The organism is Alkalihalobacillus trypoxylicola, assembly GCF_001590785.1.
Classification (GTDB): Bacteria; Bacillota; Bacilli; order Bacillales; family Bacillaceae_D; genus Alkalihalobacillus; species Alkalihalobacillus trypoxylicola.
Genome location: NZ_LTAO01000037.1, coordinates 168516 through 192919, shown reverse-complemented (window position 1 = coordinate 192919; position 24404 = coordinate 168516). Strand labels below are relative to the sequence as shown.

At 35.6% G+C, this 24404-nt stretch carries 17 protein-coding genes; 12 read left to right on the top strand and 5 right to left on the bottom strand.

The window, feature by feature from the left end:
* Positions 1 to 739 (bottom strand): IS21-like element helper ATPase IstB (gene istB / locus AZF04_RS18395; RefSeq protein ID WP_061950019.1); only part of this gene is annotated, 739 nt, incomplete at its 3' end.
* Entirely contained in the window at positions 732 to 2021 is a 1290-nt protein-coding gene (gene istA / locus AZF04_RS18390; RefSeq protein WP_061950018.1) for an IS21 family transposase, read from the bottom strand. The genes istB and istA, both read right to left, overlap by 8 nt.
* 873 nt (positions 2022 to 2894) lie before the next feature.
* Here istA and AZF04_RS21990 point away from each other — a divergent pair.
* Positions 2895 to 5555 carry a family 43 glycosylhydrolase gene (locus AZF04_RS21990; RefSeq protein WP_064504231.1) on the top strand — a complete coding sequence of 887 codons (2661 nt, stop codon included), beginning with the start codon at positions 2895 to 2897 and terminating at the stop codon, positions 5553 to 5555.
* Positions 5556 to 6097: 542 nt separating this feature from the next.
* Here AZF04_RS21990 and AZF04_RS18380 read toward each other — a convergent pair.
* The gene (locus AZF04_RS18380; RefSeq protein WP_061950017.1) at positions 6098 to 6688 is read right to left on the bottom strand and encodes a hypothetical protein; all 591 of its coding nucleotides are present in this window, start codon (positions 6686 to 6688) and stop codon (positions 6098 to 6100) included.
* Between the two features lie 692 nt (positions 6689 to 7380).
* Here AZF04_RS18380 and AZF04_RS18375 point away from each other — a divergent pair.
* From AZF04_RS18375 to AZF04_RS18360, 4 genes are all read left to right on the top strand, one after another.
* Positions 7381 to 9561 carry a rhamnogalacturonan lyase gene (locus AZF04_RS18375; RefSeq protein ID WP_153017301.1) on the top strand — a complete coding sequence of 727 codons (2181 nt, stop codon included), beginning with the start codon at positions 7381 to 7383 and terminating at the stop codon, positions 9559 to 9561.
* Positions 9562 to 9735: 174 nt separating this feature from the next.
* Positions 9736 to 10461, top strand: a complete 726-nt coding sequence (locus AZF04_RS18370) for a ThuA domain-containing protein (RefSeq protein WP_061950016.1) — start codon at positions 9736 to 9738, stop codon at positions 10459 to 10461.
* Between the two features lie 81 nt (positions 10462 to 10542).
* Positions 10543 to 11124: a thioredoxin family protein gene (locus AZF04_RS18365; protein ID WP_061950015.1), complete on the top strand. Its 582-nt coding sequence runs from the start codon at positions 10543 to 10545 to the stop codon at positions 11122 to 11124.
* A 388-nt stretch (positions 11125 to 11512) separates the two neighbouring features.
* Positions 11513 to 12529 carry a Gfo/Idh/MocA family protein gene (locus tag AZF04_RS18360; protein WP_327020402.1) on the top strand — a complete coding sequence of 339 codons (1017 nt, stop codon included), beginning with the start codon at positions 11513 to 11515 and terminating at the stop codon, positions 12527 to 12529.
* Between the two features lie 46 nt (positions 12530 to 12575).
* Here the strand turns inward: AZF04_RS18360 and AZF04_RS18355 are convergent, their stop codons facing one another.
* A complete protein-coding gene (locus tag AZF04_RS18355) occupies positions 12576 to 13025 on the bottom strand; it encodes a hypothetical protein (RefSeq protein ID WP_061950013.1) in 450 nt (149 codons plus the stop codon).
* A 256-nt stretch (positions 13026 to 13281) separates the two neighbouring features.
* Between AZF04_RS18355 and AZF04_RS18350 the strand changes: the two genes are divergently transcribed.
* From AZF04_RS18350 to AZF04_RS18340, 3 genes are read left to right on the top strand one after another with little or no spacing between them, the layout of a single operon-like run.
* Positions 13282 to 14469, top strand: a complete 1188-nt coding sequence (locus AZF04_RS18350) for a family 43 glycosylhydrolase (RefSeq protein ID WP_235600031.1) — start codon at positions 13282 to 13284, stop codon at positions 14467 to 14469.
* A gap of 36 nt (positions 14470 to 14505) precedes the next feature.
* Entirely contained in the window at positions 14506 to 15984 is a 1479-nt protein-coding gene (locus AZF04_RS18345) for an alpha-N-arabinofuranosidase (RefSeq protein WP_061950012.1), read from the top strand.
* A 6-nt stretch (positions 15985 to 15990) separates the two neighbouring features.
* A complete protein-coding gene (locus AZF04_RS18340; protein ID WP_061950011.1) occupies positions 15991 to 16248 on the top strand; it encodes a hypothetical protein in 258 nt (85 codons plus the stop codon).
* Between the two features lie 310 nt (positions 16249 to 16558).
* On the opposite strand, the gene AZF04_RS18335 is transcribed toward AZF04_RS18340, so the two are convergent.
* Complete coding sequence (locus AZF04_RS18335; RefSeq protein WP_061950010.1) at positions 16559 to 17515, bottom strand: D-2-hydroxyacid dehydrogenase; 957 nt, start codon at positions 17513 to 17515, stop codon at positions 16559 to 16561.
* Positions 17516 to 17651: 136 nt separating this feature from the next.
* Between AZF04_RS18335 and AZF04_RS18330 the strand changes: the two genes are divergently transcribed.
* The 4 genes from AZF04_RS18330 (at position 17652) to AZF04_RS18315 (ending at position 24066) form a co-directional block, all read left to right on the top strand.
* On the top strand, positions 17652 to 18575 hold the full coding sequence (locus tag AZF04_RS18330; RefSeq protein WP_061950009.1) for an aldo/keto reductase: 924 nt from the start codon (positions 17652 to 17654) through the stop codon (positions 18573 to 18575).
* A gap of 827 nt (positions 18576 to 19402) precedes the next feature.
* Positions 19403 to 20401 carry an acyltransferase family protein gene (locus AZF04_RS18325; protein ID WP_235600030.1) on the top strand — a complete coding sequence of 333 codons (999 nt, stop codon included), beginning with the start codon at positions 19403 to 19405 and terminating at the stop codon, positions 20399 to 20401.
* 130 nt (positions 20402 to 20531) lie between these two features.
* Positions 20532 to 22256, top strand: coding sequence for an ABC transporter ATP-binding protein (locus AZF04_RS18320; protein ID WP_061950030.1), 1725 nt, complete (start codon positions 20532 to 20534; stop codon positions 22254 to 22256).
* On the top strand, positions 22249 to 24066 hold the full coding sequence (locus AZF04_RS18315; protein ID WP_061950008.1) for an ABC transporter ATP-binding protein: 1818 nt from the start codon (positions 22249 to 22251) through the stop codon (positions 24064 to 24066). Before AZF04_RS18320 ends, AZF04_RS18315 begins: the two co-directional genes overlap by 8 nt.
* The last annotated feature ends 338 nt before the right edge of the window (positions 24067 to 24404 follow it).

Here is a 24404-nt window from a genome sequence, read left to right as displayed (position 1 = left end):
TTTTTAGATGGTCCTTAATCCTGTAAGATTGGCCGACAATATTGACGACAGTCGCATGGTGTAAAAGCCGATCCAGGATGGCATTGGCAATTTTAGTATCCTGGAATATGCCATCCCACTCTTTAAAGCTCATATTTGTCGTTAAGATGGTGCTTTTCTTTTCGTATCTTAAATCAATGAGTTGAAAGAATAACTTAGCGTCTTCCTTATCAATAGGTAAAAAGCCAAGTTCATCTATAATTAAGAGTCGATATTTTCCGTAATGTTTTAAACGAGCTTCTAAGCGATTTTCGAGCTTCGCTCGTTTCAGGTTTAAGATTAGGTCATGGCACTTAATAAAGTACGTACTTGTCCTCTTTTTAGCCGCTGCGATACCGATAGATGTAGCTAGATGCGTCTTACCAACGCCACTACTACCCATAAAGATGAGGTTCTGTTTCCTTTCAAGGAAGCGGAGAGAGACGAAGTCTAGAATCTGTTGCTTATTAATCGATGGTTGAAAGTCAAATTGGAATTCACCTATTTCTTTGCGATGTGGGAATGCTCCAACTTTAACCATAGAATCAATCATCGTCTTTTCTCGTACATCAATCTCATAATTCGTTAATTTGATTAAAGTGTCTACGAGCGAAAGCTCGTTCTTTGTACTAAAGTCAATGGTGTCCTGAAGGTGGACCATCACTTGTTTTAATTTTAGGTATTCTAAGTTATCAATGAGTTGTTGATAGCTACTAGTCAATTTTATATACCTCGTCCATCGTCATTAGATTTTTCTTCGCTAGTTCTTCAGCGTCCTCGTATGAGGGCATCTCATGACCTAGCACTTCTATATAATGAGCTTCTTTATAATTCAACACTTTTGTACTGATGGTATGAACAGCGACTAATTCTGTGTTATGATAGACATGAATATGGTCATCATAAGTTTGTAATTGGACAGTTTTCCCCTTATATTCAGGTGGGACTGAATATTGGTTTGATTGATAGGTAATCATACTCGCTGGGTTAACTTTTACATGACTCATTTTGACTTTATAAGAGTCTCTTAAGTCCTTCCGTGGTAGGGGGAGTAAGTGGCTCTTTTCTTGTTTATAAGCAAGAAGAGGAATCTTACGATTACCCTGGTGGAAGGTTTGGTTATGACGTGTGTTGAGCTTCTGTACAAAGTCATGTAATTCTTCATAGGTGAACATCCCTTGGTAGGCATGTATCTCATCAAGCAATTTCATAATGGTCTCCACTTTTCCTTTCGTTCTTGGTCTACCAGCTATACAAGGTTTCACCTCGAATCCATAGTCTTGAGCGAATTGATTAAATCGTTCATTTACAATGCCACGGTTATATTTGGTACGGTGTTCATCCATAACCGTTTTCATATTGTCTACTAATAAATGTTGAGGCACCCCACCTAATCCTTCAAAGCTCTCCGTTAAAAAGGACATTAAGACGGTTTGAGATTTAGACAAGGTTAAACCGTAGGTTCTAAACCGGGAGTAACCTAGTACCAGCACTCCTATGTTCACCGAGATTTTTTCGCCATCACTCGTGATATAAGGTACATTCTCTTTCCAGTCAAATTGTGCTTGTTCTCCTGGTGGCGTTTCATACCGCACGACTACGTGAGGGTTTGGCACTCTTTGCCCTTTACTAAAGTACGCTTGGCATTCCGGCTTGGTTGATAAATATCTTCTAAAAGAGGACTCCGAACACTCTAATCCATGGTGATCCTTCATAAACTGCCATAAGACTTTTTTGTAGTAAAAGGTTTGCGGAGTTTTATCTGATAAAAGGTCTAGAATGATTTCATAATATGGATCTATTTTTGAGGCTCTCACCCTTTTCTTTTCTAAATCCTTTCCAGACAAGTATCGATCGACGGTTCTCCTATCCACCCCTAAATCCCTTCCTAACTTACTCTTGTTGATTTTCATATTTAAGTTCTCCATTAACTCTTTATATTTTATTAAATCCTCTAACTGTTTAATCTCTATCTCCGTTGTCACTTCTATTTGCACATGCATCTGTCTCTCACCTCTAGCTCAGTATGCATGCGCTGACTAAAAGTGTACATTCTTATTTAATCGTTTCTGTACATTCTAAGACTAGCATTTATAAATGCATCTGTCTCTCACCTCTAGCTCAGTATGCATGCGCTGACTAAAAGTGTACATTCTTATTTAATCGTTTCTGTACATTCTAAGACTAGCATTTATATGAAAATCGAACGGTTAGGTTTTTGATTTCCACTTTAGGTAGATGCTTTCCCAAGGGCTTGTCTTCAGCTAACTCTGACTACGCAGAGATTGGTCAGAGTGGATCTTCAGACTACGCTGATCCTTTGGTAGTCACTACCTACCGTTACAATCATCGAGTGAGTTCAGAAACATTCAGTACATTTTCATAATGAATGATCGTTTTATTCATTTAAACCCACTTCATCATTCATATTCTTAGATGAAAATCGAGCGGTTAGGTTTTTGATTTTCACTTTAGGTAGATGCTTTCCCAAGGGCTTGTCTTCAGCTAACTCTAACTATCCAGAGCGTCGTCAGAGTGGATCTTCAAACGGCGCTCATCCTTTGGGAGTCACTACCTACCGTTACAATCATCGAGTGAGTTCAGAAGCATTCAGTACATTTTCATAATGAATGATCGTTTTATTCACTTATAGAGCAATGATGAAATTCACTTAGTTAGAATATTAAGAAAAAAAGATTGATTGTCTCAAATCTTTGTAGTAAGGTTTATTTAATAAATATATATATTAATATTATTTATAAATGTAAATCAAATGATGAATGGTGCATCTGTATTACGTTTTTTTATAATTGTAAGATTTAAGTTTAGTAATCACTGAGTAATAATTATGAAAGCGTTATCAAAGGAGGGTTTTTATGAAAAGAGTGTTAATGTTGATATTGTTTGCTGTTTTTATTAGTTTAGTTGCTTTTAAGGCTGAAGCGAATGAGCCTAATCCTGTTTTTAAAGAAGCATCTGTACACGATCCCTCGGTCATAAAAGTAGAAGACACATTTTATGTATTTGGCTCACATTTAGCCGCAGCTAAAAGTAAGGATTTTATGCAATGGGAGCAAATAACCACTCATGTTCATGAGGGAAATCAGTTAATCCCTAATGTTTACGAGGAATTAAGCGAAGCATTAGAATGGGCTAATAGTGATACGTTATGGGCTGCTGATGTTATTCAGCTAGATGATGGTCGTTATTACATGTATTATAATGCTTGCGAAGGGAGTTCTCCTCGCTCTGCAATGGGAATTGCTGTAGCGGATCATATTGAAGGACCATATGAAAATTTAGGAATATTTTTAAAATCGGGAATGTGGGGAGAGGAAAGTGAAAATAGTGGCGAGATTTATGACCCACAAAAACATCCAAATGTCATTGATCCTCATGTGTTTTTTGATGCTGAAAATAGACTCTGGATGGTTTATGGCTCGTATTCTGGTGGGTTATTTATCTTGGAAATGAATTCAGAAACAGGGTTTCCTTTAGAGGATCAAGGCTATGGAACCAAATTAATAGGAGGTAATCATGCTCGAATAGAAGCCCCATACATCCAATATCACCCAGATACTGAACATTATTATTTGTATATGACCTTTGGTGGCTTAGATACAACAGGTGGCTACAATATGAGAGTGGCTCGTGCTGAGAATCCGGAAGGACCTTATTATGATGCTGAGGGAAATAACATGCTTGATGTATATTCTGATCCGACTTTACCTCTTTTTGATGATCAATCTATTGAACCTTATGGAGTAAAGCTAATGGGTAATTTTTTGTTTAAGAGAGAGCTTGGAGAGGCTGGGTCTGGAATAGGAAATGGTTATATTTCTCCTGGTCATAATTCGGTTTATTATGATGAAGAAAAAAATGAACAGTATTTAATTTTTCATACTCGTTTTCCTCAAAGAGGGGAAGAACATGAAATTCGTGTTCATCAGATGTTCATGAATGAGGATGGCTGGCCAGTAGTTGCTCCAGTCCGTTATAGTGATCATGCTCTTCCTGAGGTTGTAAATGAGGAGATTGCTGGTGATTATCGTTTCATTAACCATGGAAAACAAATAAGCGCCGAGATCAATGAATCTGTTTATATGTCATTGAATCAAGATGGCACGATTACTGGAAGCGAAACAGGAAGCTGGCAGAAATATAATGACGATGATATTTTGATTGAAATAGCCGGCGTCGAATATGTAGGAGTTGTCCAAAAACAATGGGATCCTGATGCAAAAGCCGAAGTGATAACCTTTTCAGCACTTTCAGAACAGGGTGTAGCGATATGGGGTAGCCAATTAAAATCTTTGAAGAACGAAGAGCTCGTTCAAGCAATAGCTGACCAATTAAATTTAGGGGCTACTCATAGTGTGATACAAGACATATTTTTACCAACTCTCGGAAGTAGAGGAGCGATTATAGAATGGGAGTCATCACACCCAGAGTATATTTCGCCAACTGGAAAAGTTACTCGTCCAGTATCTGGAGAAGGCAATATAACGACAACTTTAACCGCTACTATCAAAAAAGAACAAGCAATCGCTACCGTATCGTTTGAAATTACCGTTTTAGAAAGTGTAAAAAGTGGGCTTGTTGTTCATTATTCATTAGATGGTCATTTAGAAGATAGTAGCGGTACTTTTCGTCCAGGAACGATTGTAGGAAATCAAATAGACCGTGATGGTGGAAATCTCTTATTTGAGGAAGGAATGGTAGGAGAAGCTGTTCTATTTGATGGAGAGACAGGTGTCCGTTTAGATGATGGCCTTATTACTAGTGATCAGTATTCCATCTCTTTCTGGCTTAAACCTTCTCAACTAACCACATTTTCGACTACTTTTTTTGCTGCAAAAGATTCAGAGAATTGGATGAGCTTTGTACCGATGGGGCATGATGGTGTTCAAAACCAAACGATGCTCTGGTCAGGATCACAGCAGTGGTATGATGCAAGTTTAGGAACAAGCTTGGATATCAATGAATGGTCTCATATCACCTTTACAAATAACAGGGGTGAAATTCATCTATTTCTTAACGGAGAGCTTGTATTCGAAGGAAGTAATTTTCCTCATATTTTTTCAAGTGGAGATGGAACTTTTACATTAGGTGTCAATTGGTGGGATGAACCTTATAAGGGACTAATGGATGAGATTCTAATTTACAACGAAATAGTCTTATCCGAATCTGAGATTATCTCCTACTATCAATCAAATGGATTAGAAATTCCTCGGAAAGAAAACGAGGACTCCGATACTAATGATGATGAAGAATTAATAATAGATAAGGATGAACAGGAAAGCGATTATAAAGAAGAGGGAAATGACACAGAAACAGATAAACAGATAACAGGTGACAAAGACCCTCAAGAGGAAATGAAGGGAAATCAAAAAAGAGAACAGGAACAAATAGAACAAAGGCTACCAAATACATCTACTGATTCTCACCGAAATGTATTAATAGGACTCATTATTTCTTTAATAGGCGCTGGATTATTTACTATATTGAAAGTAAAAAGAATAAAAATGAAAACATAGAATGGTTAAGGTTTATTCAGATGTTAACGAAAAAGAGTGGGGCACAACTTGTTTTTAAAATATCTCTCAAATCGAAACTTGAAATGATCAGTAACGGATGCAAACACAATGAACCCTCCTTCTTGTTAAAAGAATGAGGGTTGTGTTAAATGGATAAATTCTTTATGGAAAGACAAAATTAGCGGAGTGCCTTGGGAAAGTGAACAGCCGGGCGCTTAACATGTGAAGAGTCATTTATTTCATGCGTATTATCCAAGACTAAGACTCTTATTTTCTTTTAATTTATTATGATTTTATTCTTTTAAATGAGTGAATTTCATCATTGCTTTATAAGTGAATGAAACCGAACGTTTTTATAAAATATATTTTGAATGTTTGTGAATTCACTCGATGATTGTAACGGTAGGTAGTGACTCCCAAAGGATGAGCGTAGTCGGAGTTAGCTGAAGACAAGCCCTTGGGAAAGCATCTACCTAAAGTGAAAATCAAAAACCTAATCGTTCAGTTTTCATTATAAGATATGAGTGATGAAATGGATTCAATTAACGTATCGTTATTTTCAATCGAAAATGAGGTGGCATTAGTTTTTCGGAGATAGCTACTTGGGTAAGGCGCTCATAGCGTGTAACCTCAAGCGCTTTTTTTTCTTTTTGAAGCTTTATAATTTGTTTGCCTTCTCCACTTTCATAGAAATTTTCTCCGTATTTCTTCTTGCTATAGTCCAATAAATCAAATATTTGTAAATCTAATGATTGAATCGATTCGGCTAGAGAATATATTCTTCTTTGCTCGTAAATAGAAAGAGATGTTAGGGGAATAATGACACTAACAGCTGCTTCAATTCTTTTTTGATAGCTAATGATTTCCCAATTTAATTCATTTCTTTTTCCAGGCTCCAAGCAATAATTTCCATCTTGTAAAAGCAAGAGGTGAGGGTATCCTGAATAGGTTTTATTAAGTAGTTTGTTTCTTTTTTGGAGTGGTGGGACTAGATACTTTTTTTGATTATGATTAATAGGTAATCCTACTATCTTCTTTGTTTCCACTACCTTAATACCTATATCAAGCCATTCATAATCAGTACTAGCATTTTGATTAACTCTTAACATATATTCTGCTTTTCTATTAGCCATCAAATCAACTCCATTTTAAAATAATCAATGTACCCTATATGAGTGATGTTCATAATTGCTTTATAAGTGAATAAGAACCGAGCATTTTTTATAAAAATGTCTTGAATGTTTGCGAATTCACTTGTTGATTGTAACGATAGGTAGTGACTCCCAAAGGAGCAGCGCCGTTTGAAGATCCACTCTGACGACGCTTTACATAGTCAGAGTTAGCTGAAGACAAGCCCTTGGGAAAGCATCTACCTAAAGTGGAATCAAAAACCTAATCTTTCGGTTTCCATTATAAGATATGAGTTATGAAATGGATTCATATATAAATTTAATAGTTTATAAACCTTATTAAAAGTTATGTGAGATGATAGAGTAATATGTCTGTTTTCATGAAAAAATCGTAAAGATAAACTATGAAGCTAGTACATAAATTACCATGCAAATACCTATACTATTTCCTAGAAAATATAAAAATTTGAACATGTTATCGAAAAACAAATGAATTGTTTATAGTAAGTGTTATAATTTCCTTAATAGATTTTAATAAAAAAATGCAACTAGAACATAGTATCTATTTAAATTAGTAGAAATCAAGTAAAGATGAATTGAAAGCGTTTCACTTTAGGTGTGTCATCATATGAAAACTTACTTGATTTTAAAATTTCATTAAGATACTAGTAATCTTTTGAGGAGGTCATTTAATCATGCAATTAGAATATTTGGATCGTGGTTTAGTAGCTGTTTCGACGGATGAAGGGATTTTTCTTAGCTGGAGACTTAGAGCAACAGAGGTAGATGGCTATTCAAAATCGGGACTTACGGGTGTAAACTTCAACGTTTATAGAGATGGAGAATGGATTATTCAAATAGAGGATAGTACCAATTTTTTAGATAAATCAGGGACTAACCAATCTAAGTATTTTGTGAGGGCGGTTAAAGAAGACAAAGAATTAGATGAAAGCTCAACAGTAACCCCTTGGAGTGAGGGATATTATGATTTACCTTTACAAAAACCAGAGGATGGAATAACACCTGTAGGAGAAACCTATACGTATCATGCAAATGATATGAGTGTAGCGGATGTAGATGGCGATGGTCAGTATGAGTTTATTGTCAAATGGGACCCGAGTAACTCCAAAGATGTATCTCATAAAGGATATACTGGAAATACCTATATTGATACATATAAATTAGATGGTCATCTATTATATCGAATTGATTTAGGAGTTAACATTCGTTCAGGGGCACACTATACCCAATTTATGGCATATGATTTTGATGGTGATGGAAAAGCTGAAATTATGTTTAAAACGGCACCTGGCACAAAAACGGTTCATTACAAGGAAAATGGTGAACCAAAATCTGAAACATACATAACGATGCCTTCTTCTGATAGAGAGGCAGGATATAGTCATACAGACGACTATAGAATGAGCAGTGATGATTATTATGAGCACATTGTAGAGATGTTTAGTAAATGGCATGAGCATAGTGAGGTTTTAAGTGGGAACTGGCCAAAAACTTTAGAAGAAGCCTTTGGAACGACGCCACAATATGACTATCCTTTATCTAATAAAGATGCAAGAGCATTAGCTGATTATTTTATAGATGAATATGCACCAAGTCGCAGCGAGAAGAATCAATTGCGTAGCTTTGAAGGTTTTATAGTCAATGGACCAGAATATTTGACTATTTTTAATGGAGAAACAGGAGAAGAGCTTCAGACTATTCATTACAAACCTGCTCGCCATGATGATGGCTTAATGTGGGGAGATTATTCTGCCAAACGTATAGAACCAGGGAATCGAGTGGATCGGTTTTTAGCAGGAGTCGCTTATTTGGACGGCGAGAAACCATACGCTATTTTTGCAAGAGGGTATTATACAAGAACGACTCTTGCTTCATATAGTTGGGATGGAATGAATTTAGAACAATATTGGTATGTAGATAGCGGATGGATACCGATGGATAATCCATTTAATGATAATCAGCATGGTAAAGACGGGACAAGTGAGCAGTACGGAAAGATTACTACACAAGGAGCCCATTCCTTAAGTGTGGCGGATGTAGATGGAGATGGAAAAGATGAAATTGTTTATGGAGCTGTGACAATTGATCATGATGGTTCTGTTCTTTATAGTTCCTTTGATGTGTTACCACCAGAAAGTGCTGATCCAGGGAAATATGTACGATTAGGTCATGGAGATGCTCTTCATGTAGCTAATATTGACCCTGATCGTCCAGGCTTAGAGATTTTTATGGTATTTGAAGGAGGTCAAGTTGCTCCTTATGGATATGCTTTAAGAGATGCTGCAACAGGTGAAGTACTATACGGTGGATATTCCGGACGTGATACGGGAAGAGGAATGATAGGAGATATTGATCCAAGCATAAGAGGACTTCAAACCTGGGCAGAAGGGTTATTTTCTGCTAAGGGGGAGCACTTAGGAGATTCAATACCAGGCTCGAATATGAATATTAAATGGGCAGCTAATATGACTACTCAAATTATCAATGGGGCTATTGACCAGACACCGACAATTGATGATTGGATTCGAGGCCGTCTTTTAACTGCAGAGGGTACTAGGACAAATAACCATACAAAAGGAAATCCTTGTTTAGTTGCCGATATATTCGGTGATTGGCGTGAAGAATTGTTAGTTCGCACAACCGATAGCTCAGCAATAAGAATATTTGTTAGCACAGAGGTAACAGATCGAAAGCTCTACACACTTATGCATGATGCTCAGTATCGAACTGGAATTGCTTGGCAAAACACATGTTATAACCAGCCAGCGTATCCAAGCTTTTATTTTGCTTCTGATATGGATTGGTCTAAGGTCCCTATCCCAAAAATAAAAATAGTGGAAGCGGGTAATAGGTAAAGACAAGGATGAAATTAGTCTCTCGATGATTATGAGCTAATCTCCATTAAAAGATCTGATACATTGTCATTTTTTAATTGTTTCAGCGAATTCTTTGATTATCAGCAGTATGTTTTCATGGTAAGAAAGTCACTTCATGTTATTTTTTATTCGTTACTTAAACTAGGAGGGATTATGATGCGAGTTACTGTATGGAATGAAAATCGTCATGAACAAACAAATGCTACTGTAAAAGACATTTATCCGAATGGAATACATGGAACCATTGCCCAATTTTTATCATCTGAAGAAGTAGAGGTGCACACCGCTACATTAGATGAAAAAGAGCATGGTTTAACAGAGGAAGTTTTAAGTGAGACAGATGTATTAATATGGTGGGGTCACTTAGCACACCATGAAGTAAAAGATGAGATTGTAGCTAAAGTTAAGAAAAGGGTTCTAGAAGGTATGGGACTGTTGGTCCTCCATTCGGGACATTTTTCGAAGATTTTTAAATCATTGATGGGAACTACCTGTGATTTAAAGTGGAGAGAAGCAGATGAGCGTGAGAGGTTGTGGGTGGTTGATCCAAGTCATCCTATTGTTGATGGAATAGGTGAATATATTGAATTAGAAAAGGAAGAAATGTATGGAGAGCATTTTGATATTCCAGCACCTGATCAATTGATTTTTATGAGTTGGTTTGAAGGAGGAGAAGTGTTCAGAAGTGGGTGCACGTATCAAAGAGGAAGCGGAAAGATATTCTATTTCCGACCAGGACATGAAACGTACCCTACTTATCATCAATCCGATATTCAGAAGGTTATTAAAAATGCGGTTCAATGGTTAAAACCGGTAAATAGAAATACTCCTATTTATGGAAATTCTAAGCCGTTAGAAACTATAACTCAAAAAGAGTAAAATCTCGATTGATTTTTTGAAATCAATTATAATTAAAGACAGGCAACTATAATTAGAAGACTATAAAAAAGAGGTGTGTGTATGCCTAATTTATCAGCTTGGTTTGAAAAAGGCTTGTCCAAAAATGAATATATTAGAGCGATGGAAGTTCATAAGGATAACTTATTAAATGTGTATAATCACTTTGAGTTACCTGATGAGGAAAAGAAACAATTATGGGAGCTTCAGGATAAAGGGCTGAAAGCTGTTATTATAACAGCCGATTGGTGTGGCGATGCAATGGTTAATTTGCCTATTTTAATGAGAATAGCAGATGAAGCTTTAATTGAAACACGATACTTAATTCGTGATGAAAATCTTGAATTAATGGATCAGTATTTAACAAACGGAAAATCAAGGTCAATCCCTATTGTTATTTTTCTAAATGAATCTAATCAAGAAATTGGAAAATGGGGGCCAAGAGCACCAGAGGTCCAAAAGCTTGTTGAACAAATAAAGAATGAAAAAAGAATCCCTGAGGATAAAAACGCTCCGGGCTATGAAGAAGCTTTCAAAGCTTTTGTTAAGGAAATGACAACAATGTTTAGAGAAAATCAAGATATATGGGGTTTAATTAAAGAGGACTTATGTACTGAATTGAATAATGCAGTTGAAGAAAATTAGGGCTGGGACATAACCTTTTTTTAAATAACATCTCATATAACGAAACTTGAATGATGTGGAATGAATGCAAACACATATAACGAACTATGAACCCTCCTTACTGTAAAAAAGGAGGGTTCTGTTGAACCAATAAAGACGAAACCTAGCGGACAGAAGGCACGGAGACTCCAGTGAGATGAAGTGGTCATGCCCAACACCCTTTTAAAAAAGTTAGTTCGGCAGCGCCCAGCTGGACGCGTAGTGACTTGGGGAAGCGAACGGACGGGCACCTATCCTGTGTGGAGTTCTTCATTCATGCGTTTCGCTTTCTTTAATTTTTTTGCAGGAAATCTATTAAGAGTCTAACTGTCTAATGAGTAAAATTTTTAGTTAGAGAGGGGAAATGAAAATGGAGAAGGTTGTTCTTGTAGGATGCGGTGGAATGGCAAATGTTTGGATCGACGAGGCTTTGAAAAGAGAAGACGTTGAAGTGGTAGCTTTAGTGGATTTATATGTAGAAACGGCCAAAAGGTTTGCTGAAAAAAAACAAGTATCTATCCCTATTTTTTCTAATTTATCAGAAGCGATTGAGGAGACAAAGCCAACCATTATATTTGATGTGACGATTCCTGCAAGTCATAAAGAGGTAGCAACAACGGGTTTATTAGCAGGACTTCATGTCTTCGGTGAAAAACCAATGGCTGAATCGATACAGGATGCAAAGGAATTAGTTCATTTAACAGAAAAAACAGAAAATAATTATTTTATTATGCAAAATAGAAGGTATGTTAAGGGAGTAAGAGCAATCGAGCAATATTTAAAAGATGGACATTTGGGAAAATTAGGCTCCGTGCATACTGACTTTTTTATTGGACCTCATTTTGGAGGGTTTCGAGAATTAATGAAAAACCCATTATTAGTTGATATGGCCATACACACTTTTGACCAAGCTCGTTTTATGATTGGAGCTGATCCAGTAGCAGTTTACTGCCATGAATTTAACCCTCCAGGCTCTTGGTTTCAGCATCCTTCATCCGCAATTTGTATATTTGAAATGAGTGATGGAACCGTATTTTCTTACCGTGGTTCATGGAGTGCTGAAGGTTTTGAGACTTCATGGGAAGCTGATTGGCGCTTTGTTGGAACGAAAGGAACATTGAAATGGGATGGAACTTCTTCTCCTAAGGCAGCCATTGTTAGACCATCTGAGGAGCAGGTATTTTTGAATGAATCTGAAGTAATAGAGATTCCGTTAAATTGGAAAGGAAGAGAAGGACATTTAGGCTGTCTGGATGAAATGTTTTTAGCGTTAAAAGAAAATAGAAAAGCCGAAACAGATTGTAGTGATAATATTAAAAGTTTAGCAATGGTTTTAAGCGCAGTCGAAAGTGCACAAAAAGGAGAAAAAGTGCAAATATCTTGGTAATATTTTATGTTTAAGGTTTAAAGGCTCACTTTGTCTTTAAACCTTTTTAAATGGAGTTCACATGCTTGGATAATTTCTTTAAAGAGAGAAAAATAGTAAGAGCGACTAATACGAATAATAAATCAAAAAATAGAATTAAAAAATAAAAGTTTGATTGATGGAAAACCATCATCCCCGTCATCGCACCCATCATTCCACCCATAATCCCTTCAATAGTTCCGCAAAGTATACAGAGGGCTTCAAAGTCTTTTCCTACTAAATAACCGATTGATATTCCAATGAAACTGGCTATTAAAGTCGACCAAACCAAATCATGTCCAAATAATAAGCCAATAGTAATACCGAATGATAAGCTCGACATTAAACATAAAGCCATAACGATTATATGAAGATGCTTGGCTGAGTTTTTTAACTGTATTCTATTGTAATGGATATGAAGCATACAAAAAAAGGTTATAAAAGTTAATAGAATGAAATTAATAATCAGTATATACATTAAAAAAACGCTCCTTTTATTACTAAATAAGGTTTTCTTACAGTCTATTCGTTCATTGGGACAATAAGACCGTAATCTGAAAATAACAAGAATAGATGGAAGGATTTTTTGTCTAACGGACGTAATTGGCGAATCTATATGGTAATCAATCCTACTCTTGATAAATAAAATTATTAATTGTAATATATATTTATTAACAATTTAATTAGCGTTCTATTTTATAGTTCAATAGAGATTAAATGAGGGGAGTAGGAATGTGAAAGAAAATAAATTAGAAACCGTAATGATAGAAGCAAAGTTGGGAGAAGAAGTGAAGTTACCGAATGCCATAAAGGTTCCATTATCAAGCGAAACTTCTATAGAAATAGAGGTGGTATGGGATCTTGAAGTGGAATCTTTTAATGAGGCAGGAATCTATCCGATAGAAGGGAGATTAGCGATAGAAGATTATCCGAATCCATTAATTGAACAAAGAGCCGATCCTTACATTTATAAGCATAGTGATGGCTATTATTACTTTACGGGTTCTTATCCAAGCTACGATAGAATTGTTTTAAGGCGTGCAAAGACCATTAAAGCTTTAAAAACAGCGGAAGAAAAAGTCATTTGGCAGAAATATGATCAAGGTATTATGGGAAATCATATTTGGGCGCCAGAAATTCATTACATAAATAATAGCTGGTTTATTCATTTTGCCGCGGGCAGTGCGGAGGATAAGTGGGCTATTCGTCCTTACGTTCTTCAAACAAATGCTAGTAATCCTTTGGAGGGTGATTGGAAGGAGCTTGGTCAAATCAACCTTTCATTTGATAGTTTTTCTCTTGATGCTACTACTTTTGAACATCAAAATACGAGATATTTAATTTGGGCACAAAAACCTGATAATGCACACATATCTAATTTATATATTGCGGAAATGGAAAATCCTTGGACAATAAAAGGCTCTCCAACTTTATTAGCTCAACCAGAATATTCATGGGAACAGGATGGAGAGAGAGTTTGTGAAGGAGCTAGTGTCATTAAAAGAAACGGTAAAATATTTGTCACTTATTCTGCTAGCGGTACTGATGATCGGTATATGATGGGATTACTAACGATTAATGAAGAAGATGATTTGTTAAATTCAGCTGCATGGACTAAATCAAGTGAGCCTATTTTTTTCAGTTCAGTTGAAAACTCTGAATATGGACCAGGTCATAATAGTTTTACAGTTAATGAATCTGGTGAGGATTTACTAGTCTATCATTCTAGATCTTATAAGGACATTGAGGGACACCCACTCTATGATCCTAATCGTCACACAAGAGTTCAAAGAATGTTTTGGGATTCAAAAGGATTTCCCTTTTTCGGAGAACCAGGTCAAACTAAAAAGCTGCAAAGTTTAATTATTGAAGGTAAAGTGATTGTTCATAAAGAATATGTTAAGGAAGAGAATATTCTTTAGCTCATAAAATAAAAGCAATGATAGGGGAGAATCGTCATGACTAATTTCGTTAAGTTAAATGTTGATATTGAACAAGGAATTATTAATAAAAATGTTTATGGCCATTTTGCTGAACATCTAGGTCGCTGTATTTATGAAGGAATTTGGGTAGGTGAAGATTCAGAGATTCCAAATACAGAGGGTATTCGAAATGATGTATTAGAGGCATTAAAGCAATTAAAAATACCTGTTTTAAGATGGCCTGGAGGCTGCTTTGCTGATGAATATCATTGGAAAGATGGAGTAGGCCCGAGAAATGAAAGAAAACGAATGGTTAACACTCATTGGGGCGGAGTGGTTGAGAACAATCATTTTGGTACACATGAGTTTATGAGATTATGTGAGCTTTTAGAAAGTGATCCATATATTTGCGGTAATGTGGGAAGCGGAACGGTTCAAGAAATGCAAGAATGGGTAGAATATATGACTTTTGATGGAGAATCGCCCATGGCAAATTGGAGAAAGGAAAATGGGCGGGACGAGGCTTGGCCATTACCTTATTTCGGGGTAGGAAATGAAAATTGGGGTTGTGGTGGTCATATGAGACCTGAATATTATGCTGATTTATATAGAAGATATCAAACATATGTCCGACAATATGGAAAGAACAAGATTTATAAAATTGCTGGTGGGGCAAATATTGATGATTACCATTGGACGGAAGTGTTAATGAGAGAAGCCCATTGGCTTATGGATGGGCTAAGTCTACATTATTATACAGTTCCTAAAATTTGGGAAGATAAAGGAAGCGCTACCAATTTCCCTGAAAACGAATGGATTGCAACCTTGAAAAAAGCTCTTCATATGGATACCTTGATTACGAGGCATTCAACTATCATGGATAAATATGATCCTAGTAAAAGAGTGGGACTCATCATAGATGAATGGGGAACTTGGTTTAATGTAGAGCCTGGCACAAATCCAGGATTTCTTTATCAACAAAATACCATTCGTGATGCACTAGTAGCTTCTCTGCATTTTGATATTTTCCATAAACATAATGAACGAGTGCAAATGACAAATATAGCTCAAACAGTTAATGTGCTACAGGCAATGATTTTAACAGAAGGTGAAAAAATGATTAAGACGCCTACTTATCATGTTTTTGACCTATACAAAGTACATCAAGATGCGACCAAGCTTTCCTTAGATATCCAAGCAGAGAACTATCAGTTTGGAGAGGAGAATATTCCAGCTATCAGTGGGACGGCTTCTATAAATAAAAATGGACAAGTTCATATTTCTTTAAGTAATGTTGATCATTTACAGACTCATTCTATTGAGGTTGATATTAGAGGCTTGAACCTTTCTGAAGCAGCCGGTCAATTATTAACGGCGGACCATATAGACTCACATAATACATTTGAAGAGCCTGAGCAAGTTAAGCTAGTCGAATTCACAGATATGGAACTTCAGGATCAAAAGCTTGTCGTTCAATTACCATCTATGTCTGTGGTCACCATAGCTTTATCATAGTAGAATATGAGTTTAGAAGAAAAAGTTTGCAAAGGCTGCGAATCATCTGTTACTGTCGAAAAAAAAGAATTAATTAGACTTTTGGGATCTATTCCTCCAGATAAGATGAGTTCGAATACGGTTTATGAAAAAAGAGTTTCAACCTGTTTAGGTTGTGAGGCATTGTTGTATGGTACAACATGTAAATTTTCCGGTATGATTGTTTTTTATAAAGCGAAACAACAAGAAAAACGCTGTCCTTACCCTCAAAATGGGAAATGGTAAAGAAAGTAAAGCTTCAAATAAAAGCAATCAAAAAACATACTAAGATTAGAGGGTAGCTTCATCGATGGATGATTCTACCCTCTATTTTGATTTGAGAGCATAGTGAGAAGTGAGCAAAAGCTTGACCAAGGCCTCTGGCAATTACAATCTATTTCATATGAAAGGTTGTTGATGAGTGTAAACCAATGAACAGTGGCCTTAAGATTATATAAATTCTCAATGAAATACAGGCAAACAGCCGGTGCATCGTTCCTCTATCGTTCTCCATATTTATGCGTTTTGTTCCATCCTCTAATTCCTTAAGAAAACATTAATAACCACTTGAGTAATTCACTTGATTAATGGGCAGCTGATCCTTTTTTTCTAGATAAGCTTGAAGGTTAGGCAAAAATATATCTTGTATAACTCGTTGATTGTAGTACTCAGTACTACCAGCTGTGTGAGGAGTAATAATAACTTGCTCCATCTCCCATAGTGGACTATTTACAGGTAAAGGTTCTGTTTCAAAAACATCAAGTCCTGCTCCTGCTATGATTCCATTTTCTAGTGCCTCAATGAGATCCTGTTCTTTAACAGAAAGACCGCGTCCAATATTAACAAAAAAAGCTGTATTCTTCATTAACTTAAAGCTTCTTTTATTAAAAAGGTGGTGAGTTCTTTCTGTTAAAGGCAAAGCACAAATAATAAAATCGCATTGAGGAAGTACTTCTTCTTGTTGTTCTTGACTATACATCTGATCAAAATACTCCTCTTTAATGGGGCGGTTTCTTACTCCTATTACCTTCATATTAAAAGATTTACAGATTTTAGCGATTTCTTTTCCGATCGCACCAACACCAAATATCCCGACCGTTTTATTGTGTATTTCTAGCTTTAAGCCTTGATTATGCCACTTTTTTTCTTGTTGATTTCGAACATACTCATGAATTTTCCTTGTGAAGGAGAGTATAAGTGCCATAACCGTTTCAGAAATTGGATAAGCATGTACGCCATTTGCACTTGTTAGAGTGATTCCTTTTTCTTCGAATTGCCTTAATGGAAAAGAATCTACTCCAGCTGACCAAGATTGAATCCATTTTATTTGTGAGGAATCTAAGGCGTTTTTCATTTCATCTCGCCAACCTATAATAATTTCAGCTTTTGCTACTTCATTATTCCAAATCGAAGGGTCTTTACCATGAATAATTTCCCAATCAGACATTTTGTCAGAAATTGCTTTTAATAAATCCTGATTAATATTTTGGCTGATGATTATTTTTCTTGTCATAACGTCACCTCATTTATGTTTGTAAAGAAGAAATTAATTCGTTATTTATTATCATAAAACAACTGCACTTTACTTGTCACAAAATTTAATCAATTCTATACTAAAGGTAAGAATAAATTTAGAAGGAGGAATTGTAATGGAATATCGTCGTTTAGGAAGAACGGATCTAAAGGTTTCAACTGTAGGTGTAGGTACATGGCAATTTGGTGGTGAGTGGGGTAGAGATTTTAATCAGGATGAAGTCAATGCTATTTTAGATACAGCCAAAGATGTTGGCATTAACTTAATAGATACGGCAGAATGCTACGGTGACCACTTATCAGAAAAATTTATCGGACAGTATTTAAAAGATTCGAATCGTGATGATTGGATTTTGGCTACAAAATTTGGACACCAATTTCATAATCATTTCGAGAGAACAGATTATTTTGATGCGAAGTCTGTATTGAATCAATTAGACCAATCTTTGCAAGCGCTATCGACCGATTATGTTGATTTGTATCAATTCCATTCTGGAAGTGATGAAGTTTTTCGTAACGATGAACTATGGACTACTTTGGATAAACAACGGCAAGCAGGAAAGATTAGACATTTAGGAATTTCAATTGGAAGCAATGAAAATATCTTTCAAGTAGATTTGGCTTCTGAATATCAAGCAGATGTTATTCAGGTAGTATATAACCGACTTGAAACTCAGCCTGAAGCAAAGGTTTTTCCTTCTTGTATTGAACAAGATTTAGGTGTGCTAGCACGTGTTCCATTAGCGAGTGGTTATTTAAGTGGGAAATATAAAGCTAATGCTACTTTTAATGAACAAGATGTCCGCTCGAGACATGAAGCTGAAAATCGCAAAAGAATTTTACATAACGTTGAAGATATAAAAAAACAAGAGGTTCCGACAGGTATGGATATGGCTCAATGGGCTTTAGCATGGTGCTTAAAGCACCCGGCAGTTACGACCGTTATTCCAGGATGTAAAAATCCTGAACAGGTCATTTCTAATGCAAAAGCTGCCAGCTTAGATTTAGGAACAGGTGAGCATAGACAATTATTGAAATAAGTATCGTATTGTAGCGGTAGTTAGACAAGATAAAACAAAAGAAGCACAAAATGAGGCTGTCTCAAAAGCCCTTGGTCTTCGTGATTTTGCGGTGAACTTAAGAAAGTTCACCGCAGCCACCACCCAACCGCCTCTATTCACCTTAAAAAGAAGCAAAATGAAGAGTGGGATGAACAAAAAATGTTCATCCCACTCTTTGTTGTTGAATATAAAATCAGCTAGACAGGCAACGACTTTGTGTGGAGTTCTTCATTCATGCGCAATATACTAGCTGCTTTTTTTCCTCATCCTGCTGTTCTACAGTTACCTTTTTTTAAAACCATCATCGTTTATGAAGCCATTTTAATGTTCTTAAGGTTTCTTTAATTTTTCTTTCTTTTTTCTTTAATCTAGTTATGTAAATTAAAGATATTAAAATGACATTAGGAGAGAAACGTTATGAACAAAAAAATATTGCCGTATGGAGTATTATCTGATCATCATTTTGCGTAAATCGGTCGATTTTCAGTTGATGTCAGCGAAAACAAATTCACTCATACAACGGAATAGAGAAAAGGATATCCTTTGTCGGAAGAGTATTGGGTGAGCGAACAGCCCTTTCTTTTTATTTGAAAGGAATAATTACTATGAAAAACGGGAAAAAGGATAAAGCTAATGTATGAGAGGAACTTCATATTTTGCATGGAGGATTCTACTTTTTTTTAATATCTTTGAGATTTTATCACATAAAAAGTGACAGAATTGTAACAGTGATAGCCTATAATTTGTTTAGTTTCTTTTCATCTATAGACATAAACAAGGTGAATGTAAGATAAGGAGTGTTTAGTGTGACAGAAGTGAGAAGTGCGCCAGGAAGAGCACTAAATGAGAGAAATTCATATTTTGACAACATAAAATTCTTTTTAATTTTTTTAGTGGTAGTGGGTCATGTCATTAGCCCACTTAAAGGACAAGAAGGCTTTTTATTTGACTTATATGTCATGATTTATTTGTTTCATATGCCTGCTTTTATATTTGTATCTGGTTTTTTTGCTAAAGGGTATAAAAAGAAAGGGTATCTATATAAGGTTTTTAAAAAGGTACTTATTCCATATTTTATCTTTCAGCTTATCTATTCTGTTTTCTATTACCTCAATGGGTCGGCAAATAGCATAAGCTTCGATCTATTTTCTCCTCATTGGACCATGTGGTTTTTGTTAAGTTTATTTTGTTGGAATGTATTGTTGTTTGTTTTTGCAAAATGGAGCTGGGCTGGTTTAGTGCCTGCCATTGCGCTTGGTTTAGGAGTTGGTTATTTCGATTTTCTAGGAACCTATTTTAGTCTATCGAGAACCTTTGTCTTCTTTCCATTTTTCCTTTTAGGTTTCCTTATGAAAAAGGAATATTTTCAAAAGTTAAAACGAAGTAAATATACTAGCTATATAGGGGCTTTTATCCTACTCGTCACCTTTATACTTGTTTATTTTTTCTTTCCAGAAGAGGGAATACCTTGGTTGTTTGGTAGCTCTTCTTATGCAGATATTGGTGTAGGAGCTTGGAGTGACAGTCTTATACGATTATCTCAGTATTTTATTTCGGCGGTCGTTATGTTCTCTTTTTTGGTAATCGTTCCACAGAAGAATTATTTTTTTACGATTATTGGCCAAAGAACGATGTATATTTATTTACTACATGGTTTTATCATTCAGCTTATACAAACTTTTGTTTCCAAAAACGTTTTGTATGAATTTGCAGGGAATTATGCATTATTAATAGGGATATCTTTAGTGATTTGTTTTATATGTGGAAGCTATTATTCAAAGAAATTAATTCCTATCCTAAATTAAAGCAACAAGTCCTATTTGAGCTCATTCAATAGGACTTGTTGTTTTCTTTTTAATACTTCGAGTTTCAAACTAATTTCAGATACGGTAAAATAAGATAGAGAGAGGCTTAAGGGGGAAAGAGAGTGTGCGAATGATTTTAAATTTTTTGAAACCTTATCGTATTCCTTTATATATTGCTTTATTTTTTATGCTTGCCGAACTAGTAGTTGAGCTTATTCATCCTTTATTATTAGCCAAAATTATTGATGAAGGGATAGCTAATAACAGACTAGATACGGTCCTTATTTGGGGAGCACTAATGGTAGGAAGCTCTTTAATTGCTTTTGTTTCAGGGGTTTTAAACTCTTTTTTTGCTGGACACGTCAGTCAAGCGACAGGATTTGATATTCGCAATACGTTATATAGCAAAATCCAATCCTTTTCTTTTGCTAGTTCACAAAGGTTTCCTACTTCTTCACTAATTACACGATTAACTAATGATGTTACTCAAATTCAAAATACAATATTTATGGGATTAAGAATTATGATGAGAGCACCATTAATTGTCATTGGTGGTGTCATTATGGCCTTACTAATAAATGTACAGCTTGGTCTCTTTTTAGTCATTACGATTCCAATTCTTATCCTATTTCTGATGGTAATGATGAAAAAAGGAGGAGCATTATTTAAGCAGGTTCAACAAAAGCTGGACGGAGTTAATTCCATTATTAGAGAGCATTTAGGTGGTATAAAGCTGATTAAGGCTTATGTGAGGAGAAAACATGAAAATAAGAGGTTTGTTCAACAAAATAAACAGTTAATGGAACATACGGTAAAGGCTTTACGTTTAATGGAAATAACCATGCCTATTTTGTTATTTCTAATGAATATTACAATTATAGCGATTCTTTGGTTTGGTCGTGAATTACTACTCACTGGCTCTATTCAAGTAGGGGAAATTGTCGCGATTATTAATTATATATTAAGAATAACAGGTGCATTAACCGTCTTTTCAATGATCATTATGGTATTCTCAAGGTCAAAAGCATCAGCGGAGAGAATTGCGGAGGTCTTACATAATAAAGAGGATTTGACAGAGCCATTACAAGTGGAAAATCCTTTACTCAATCCTAAGGAAACGGTGTTATTTGAAGATGTATCGTTTCGTTATCCTAATTCAACTAAATGGTCTTTACAACACCTTAATCTAAGTATACAAAAGGGAGAGACTGTTGCCATAATAGGAGGTACTGGCTCTGGAAAAACGTCACTTTTTCAGCTAATCCCAAGATTATATGATGCAACAGAGGGTTCTGTGAAGATAAACGGGATTGAAGTAAAAAAACAATCTATAGAAGCTTTAAGAACCTCCATTGCCTATGTTCCTCAAGACGTAATGCTTTTTACAGGAACGATAAAAAGTAACATTAGCTGGGGAAAAAATGATGCATTAGACGAGGAAATTATGAATGCAGCAAAAAGTGCCCAAATTCATAGCACTATTGAAAAGCTACCTCAGCAATATGAAGAAAGAATTGGCCAAAAGGGTGTCAATTTGTCTGGTGGGCAGAAGCAAAGAATTTCTATTGCAAGAGCTCTTATTCGTCAGCCGGATATCTTGCTTTTAGATGATTGTACAAGTGCACTTGATGGAGAGACGGAAAGTCATTTAATGACTGCATTAAAAAAATATGACTGTACCACTTTAATCATCACACAAAAAGTGAGCAGTGCTAGTCAGTGTGATCGTATTATTTTGTTGGAAAATGGTAAGGTACATGCTAATGGAACTCATGAGGAGCTTCTAGCTAATAATGAATTGTATCGGAAAATTGAGGAGTCACAAAGAAGGGGAGGGGTTCTAAGTAATGCTTAAATCAATAAAGGAACCATTTCAATACGAAAAAATACCGCTTCGTCAAAAAGTAAATACCTCTAAGACTCCTCGCCCTGAGCAACAAAAAGTGAAAAATTGGTTTACTACTTCAAAGCGAATATGGGGGTATTTAGCTACCTATAAGGGACAAATATTTGCTGTATTATTTTTAGTCATCATTAGTTCAGGGTTATCACTATTAGGTCCATATATTGTCGGAAAATCAATTGATCATTTTTTGATAAATAGAGAATGGGATTGGTTCCTTCCTATATTATGCTTATTAGCACTCGTTTATCTTTTGCATTCTTTGAGCGTATGGATTCAAAATGTATGGATGGTTACAATTGCGCAAAAAACTATTTTTACTATAAGAAAACAACTTGTTCAGCATCTTCATGTATTACCTCTTCCCTTTTTTGATAAAAGGCAGCATGGTGAATTGATGAGTAGAGTGACGAATGATATTGAAAATATAAGCTCTACATTAAACAGCTCAGTTATTCAAATTTTCTCTAGTATCATCACTTTTATTGGTATTATTGTGATTATGCTCATTTTAAGTCCTCTGCTAACGTTTATTACGATGCTGGTGATTCCTTTAATGTATCTGGGTATGAAGTGGATTACAAAACGAACCTCGCAATTTTTTAAGGAACAACAAAAACAGGTCGGCGAGTTAAACGGTTATATCGAAGAAACTATTTCTGGACAGAGAGTTGTTAAAACTTTTTCTCAAGAAAATAGAGTAATTAACGAATTTTATCAAAAAAATCAGAAGCTGAAGGTTGCAAGCTTTTGGGCACAAACGTATTCGGGATTCATTCCTAAATTAATGAATGTGTTAAATAATTTAAGCTTTGCCTTTATTGCGGCTATCGGTGCTATTCTTGTTTTGAATGGAGAAGTTATAACAGTAGGAGTTATTGTGATTTTTGCTGAATATTCTCGTCAATTTACGAGACCTTTAAATGACTTAGCTAATCAATTCAATACTTTATTATCAGCAGTTGCTGGCGCAGAGAGAGTATTTGATATCTTAGATGAAACGAAAGAGAAAGACGCTCATGGAGCAAAAGAAATAAATGCAATGAAAGGCGAGGTCGAATTTAAGCACGTTTCGTTTTCATATAAAAAAAATCAAAAAACGCTTGAAAATGTGTCCTTTTTTAACGGTCACGGCAAAGCGACAGCCTTAGTAGGGCCAACTGGAGCAGGAAAGACAACGGTCGTTAATCTATTAGCAAAGTTTTATGAACCTACATCAGGAGAGATCGTAATTGATGGAATGGACATTTCGAACATAAAAACAGAAAGCTTACGGAATAAGATGGCTTTTGTGCTTCAAGATACCTTTCTTTTTCATGCAACCATTCGTGAAAATATTCGATATGGTCGCTTAGATGCAACGGATGAAGAAGTTGAAGTAGCAGCCACTATGGCGAATGCTGAATCTTTTATCAAAGAACTTCCTCATGGCTATGATACGATTCTTGACCAAGATGGCAGTGGCATTAGTCAGGGTCAAAAACAATTATTATCGATTTCCCGAGCTATTCTTGCTAATCCTTCTATTTTAATACTAGATGAAGCTACAAGTAGTATCGATACGATTACTGAAATGAAAATACAGGAAGCGTTAGATACATTAATGAAAGGAAGAACAAGCTTTATTATTGCACATCGCTTGAATACGATCGAAAGAGCGGATCAGATATTAGTCATTGATGAAGGTAAAGTAATTGAAAAAGGAAATCACCAGGAATTAATTAATAAGAGAGGTCATTATTATAAATTACAAAATTTATAATAATGATTTCAATTCTATACCATTACAGCTGCAAAGTTGATGTCATTAATAATAGTAGAGCTGGGACAAAACGCATGAAATGAATGACTCTACTATTAGATTACCGGCTGTTCGATCTCTCAAGACACTTCAGTTCGGTGTGGTGCTGCCGAACTAACTTTATTAAAATGATTTAGACATGGCCATTTCATCCCACTAGAGTCTCCGTGCCTTATGTCTGCTAATTTGTACTTCATAAAGAATTTATCCGTTCATCAGAGAGCTCCTTCTTTTCATAAGAAGGAGCTCATTGTTCGTTAATTGTGATAGAAAGTTTATGAACTTGTACCATATTTTAA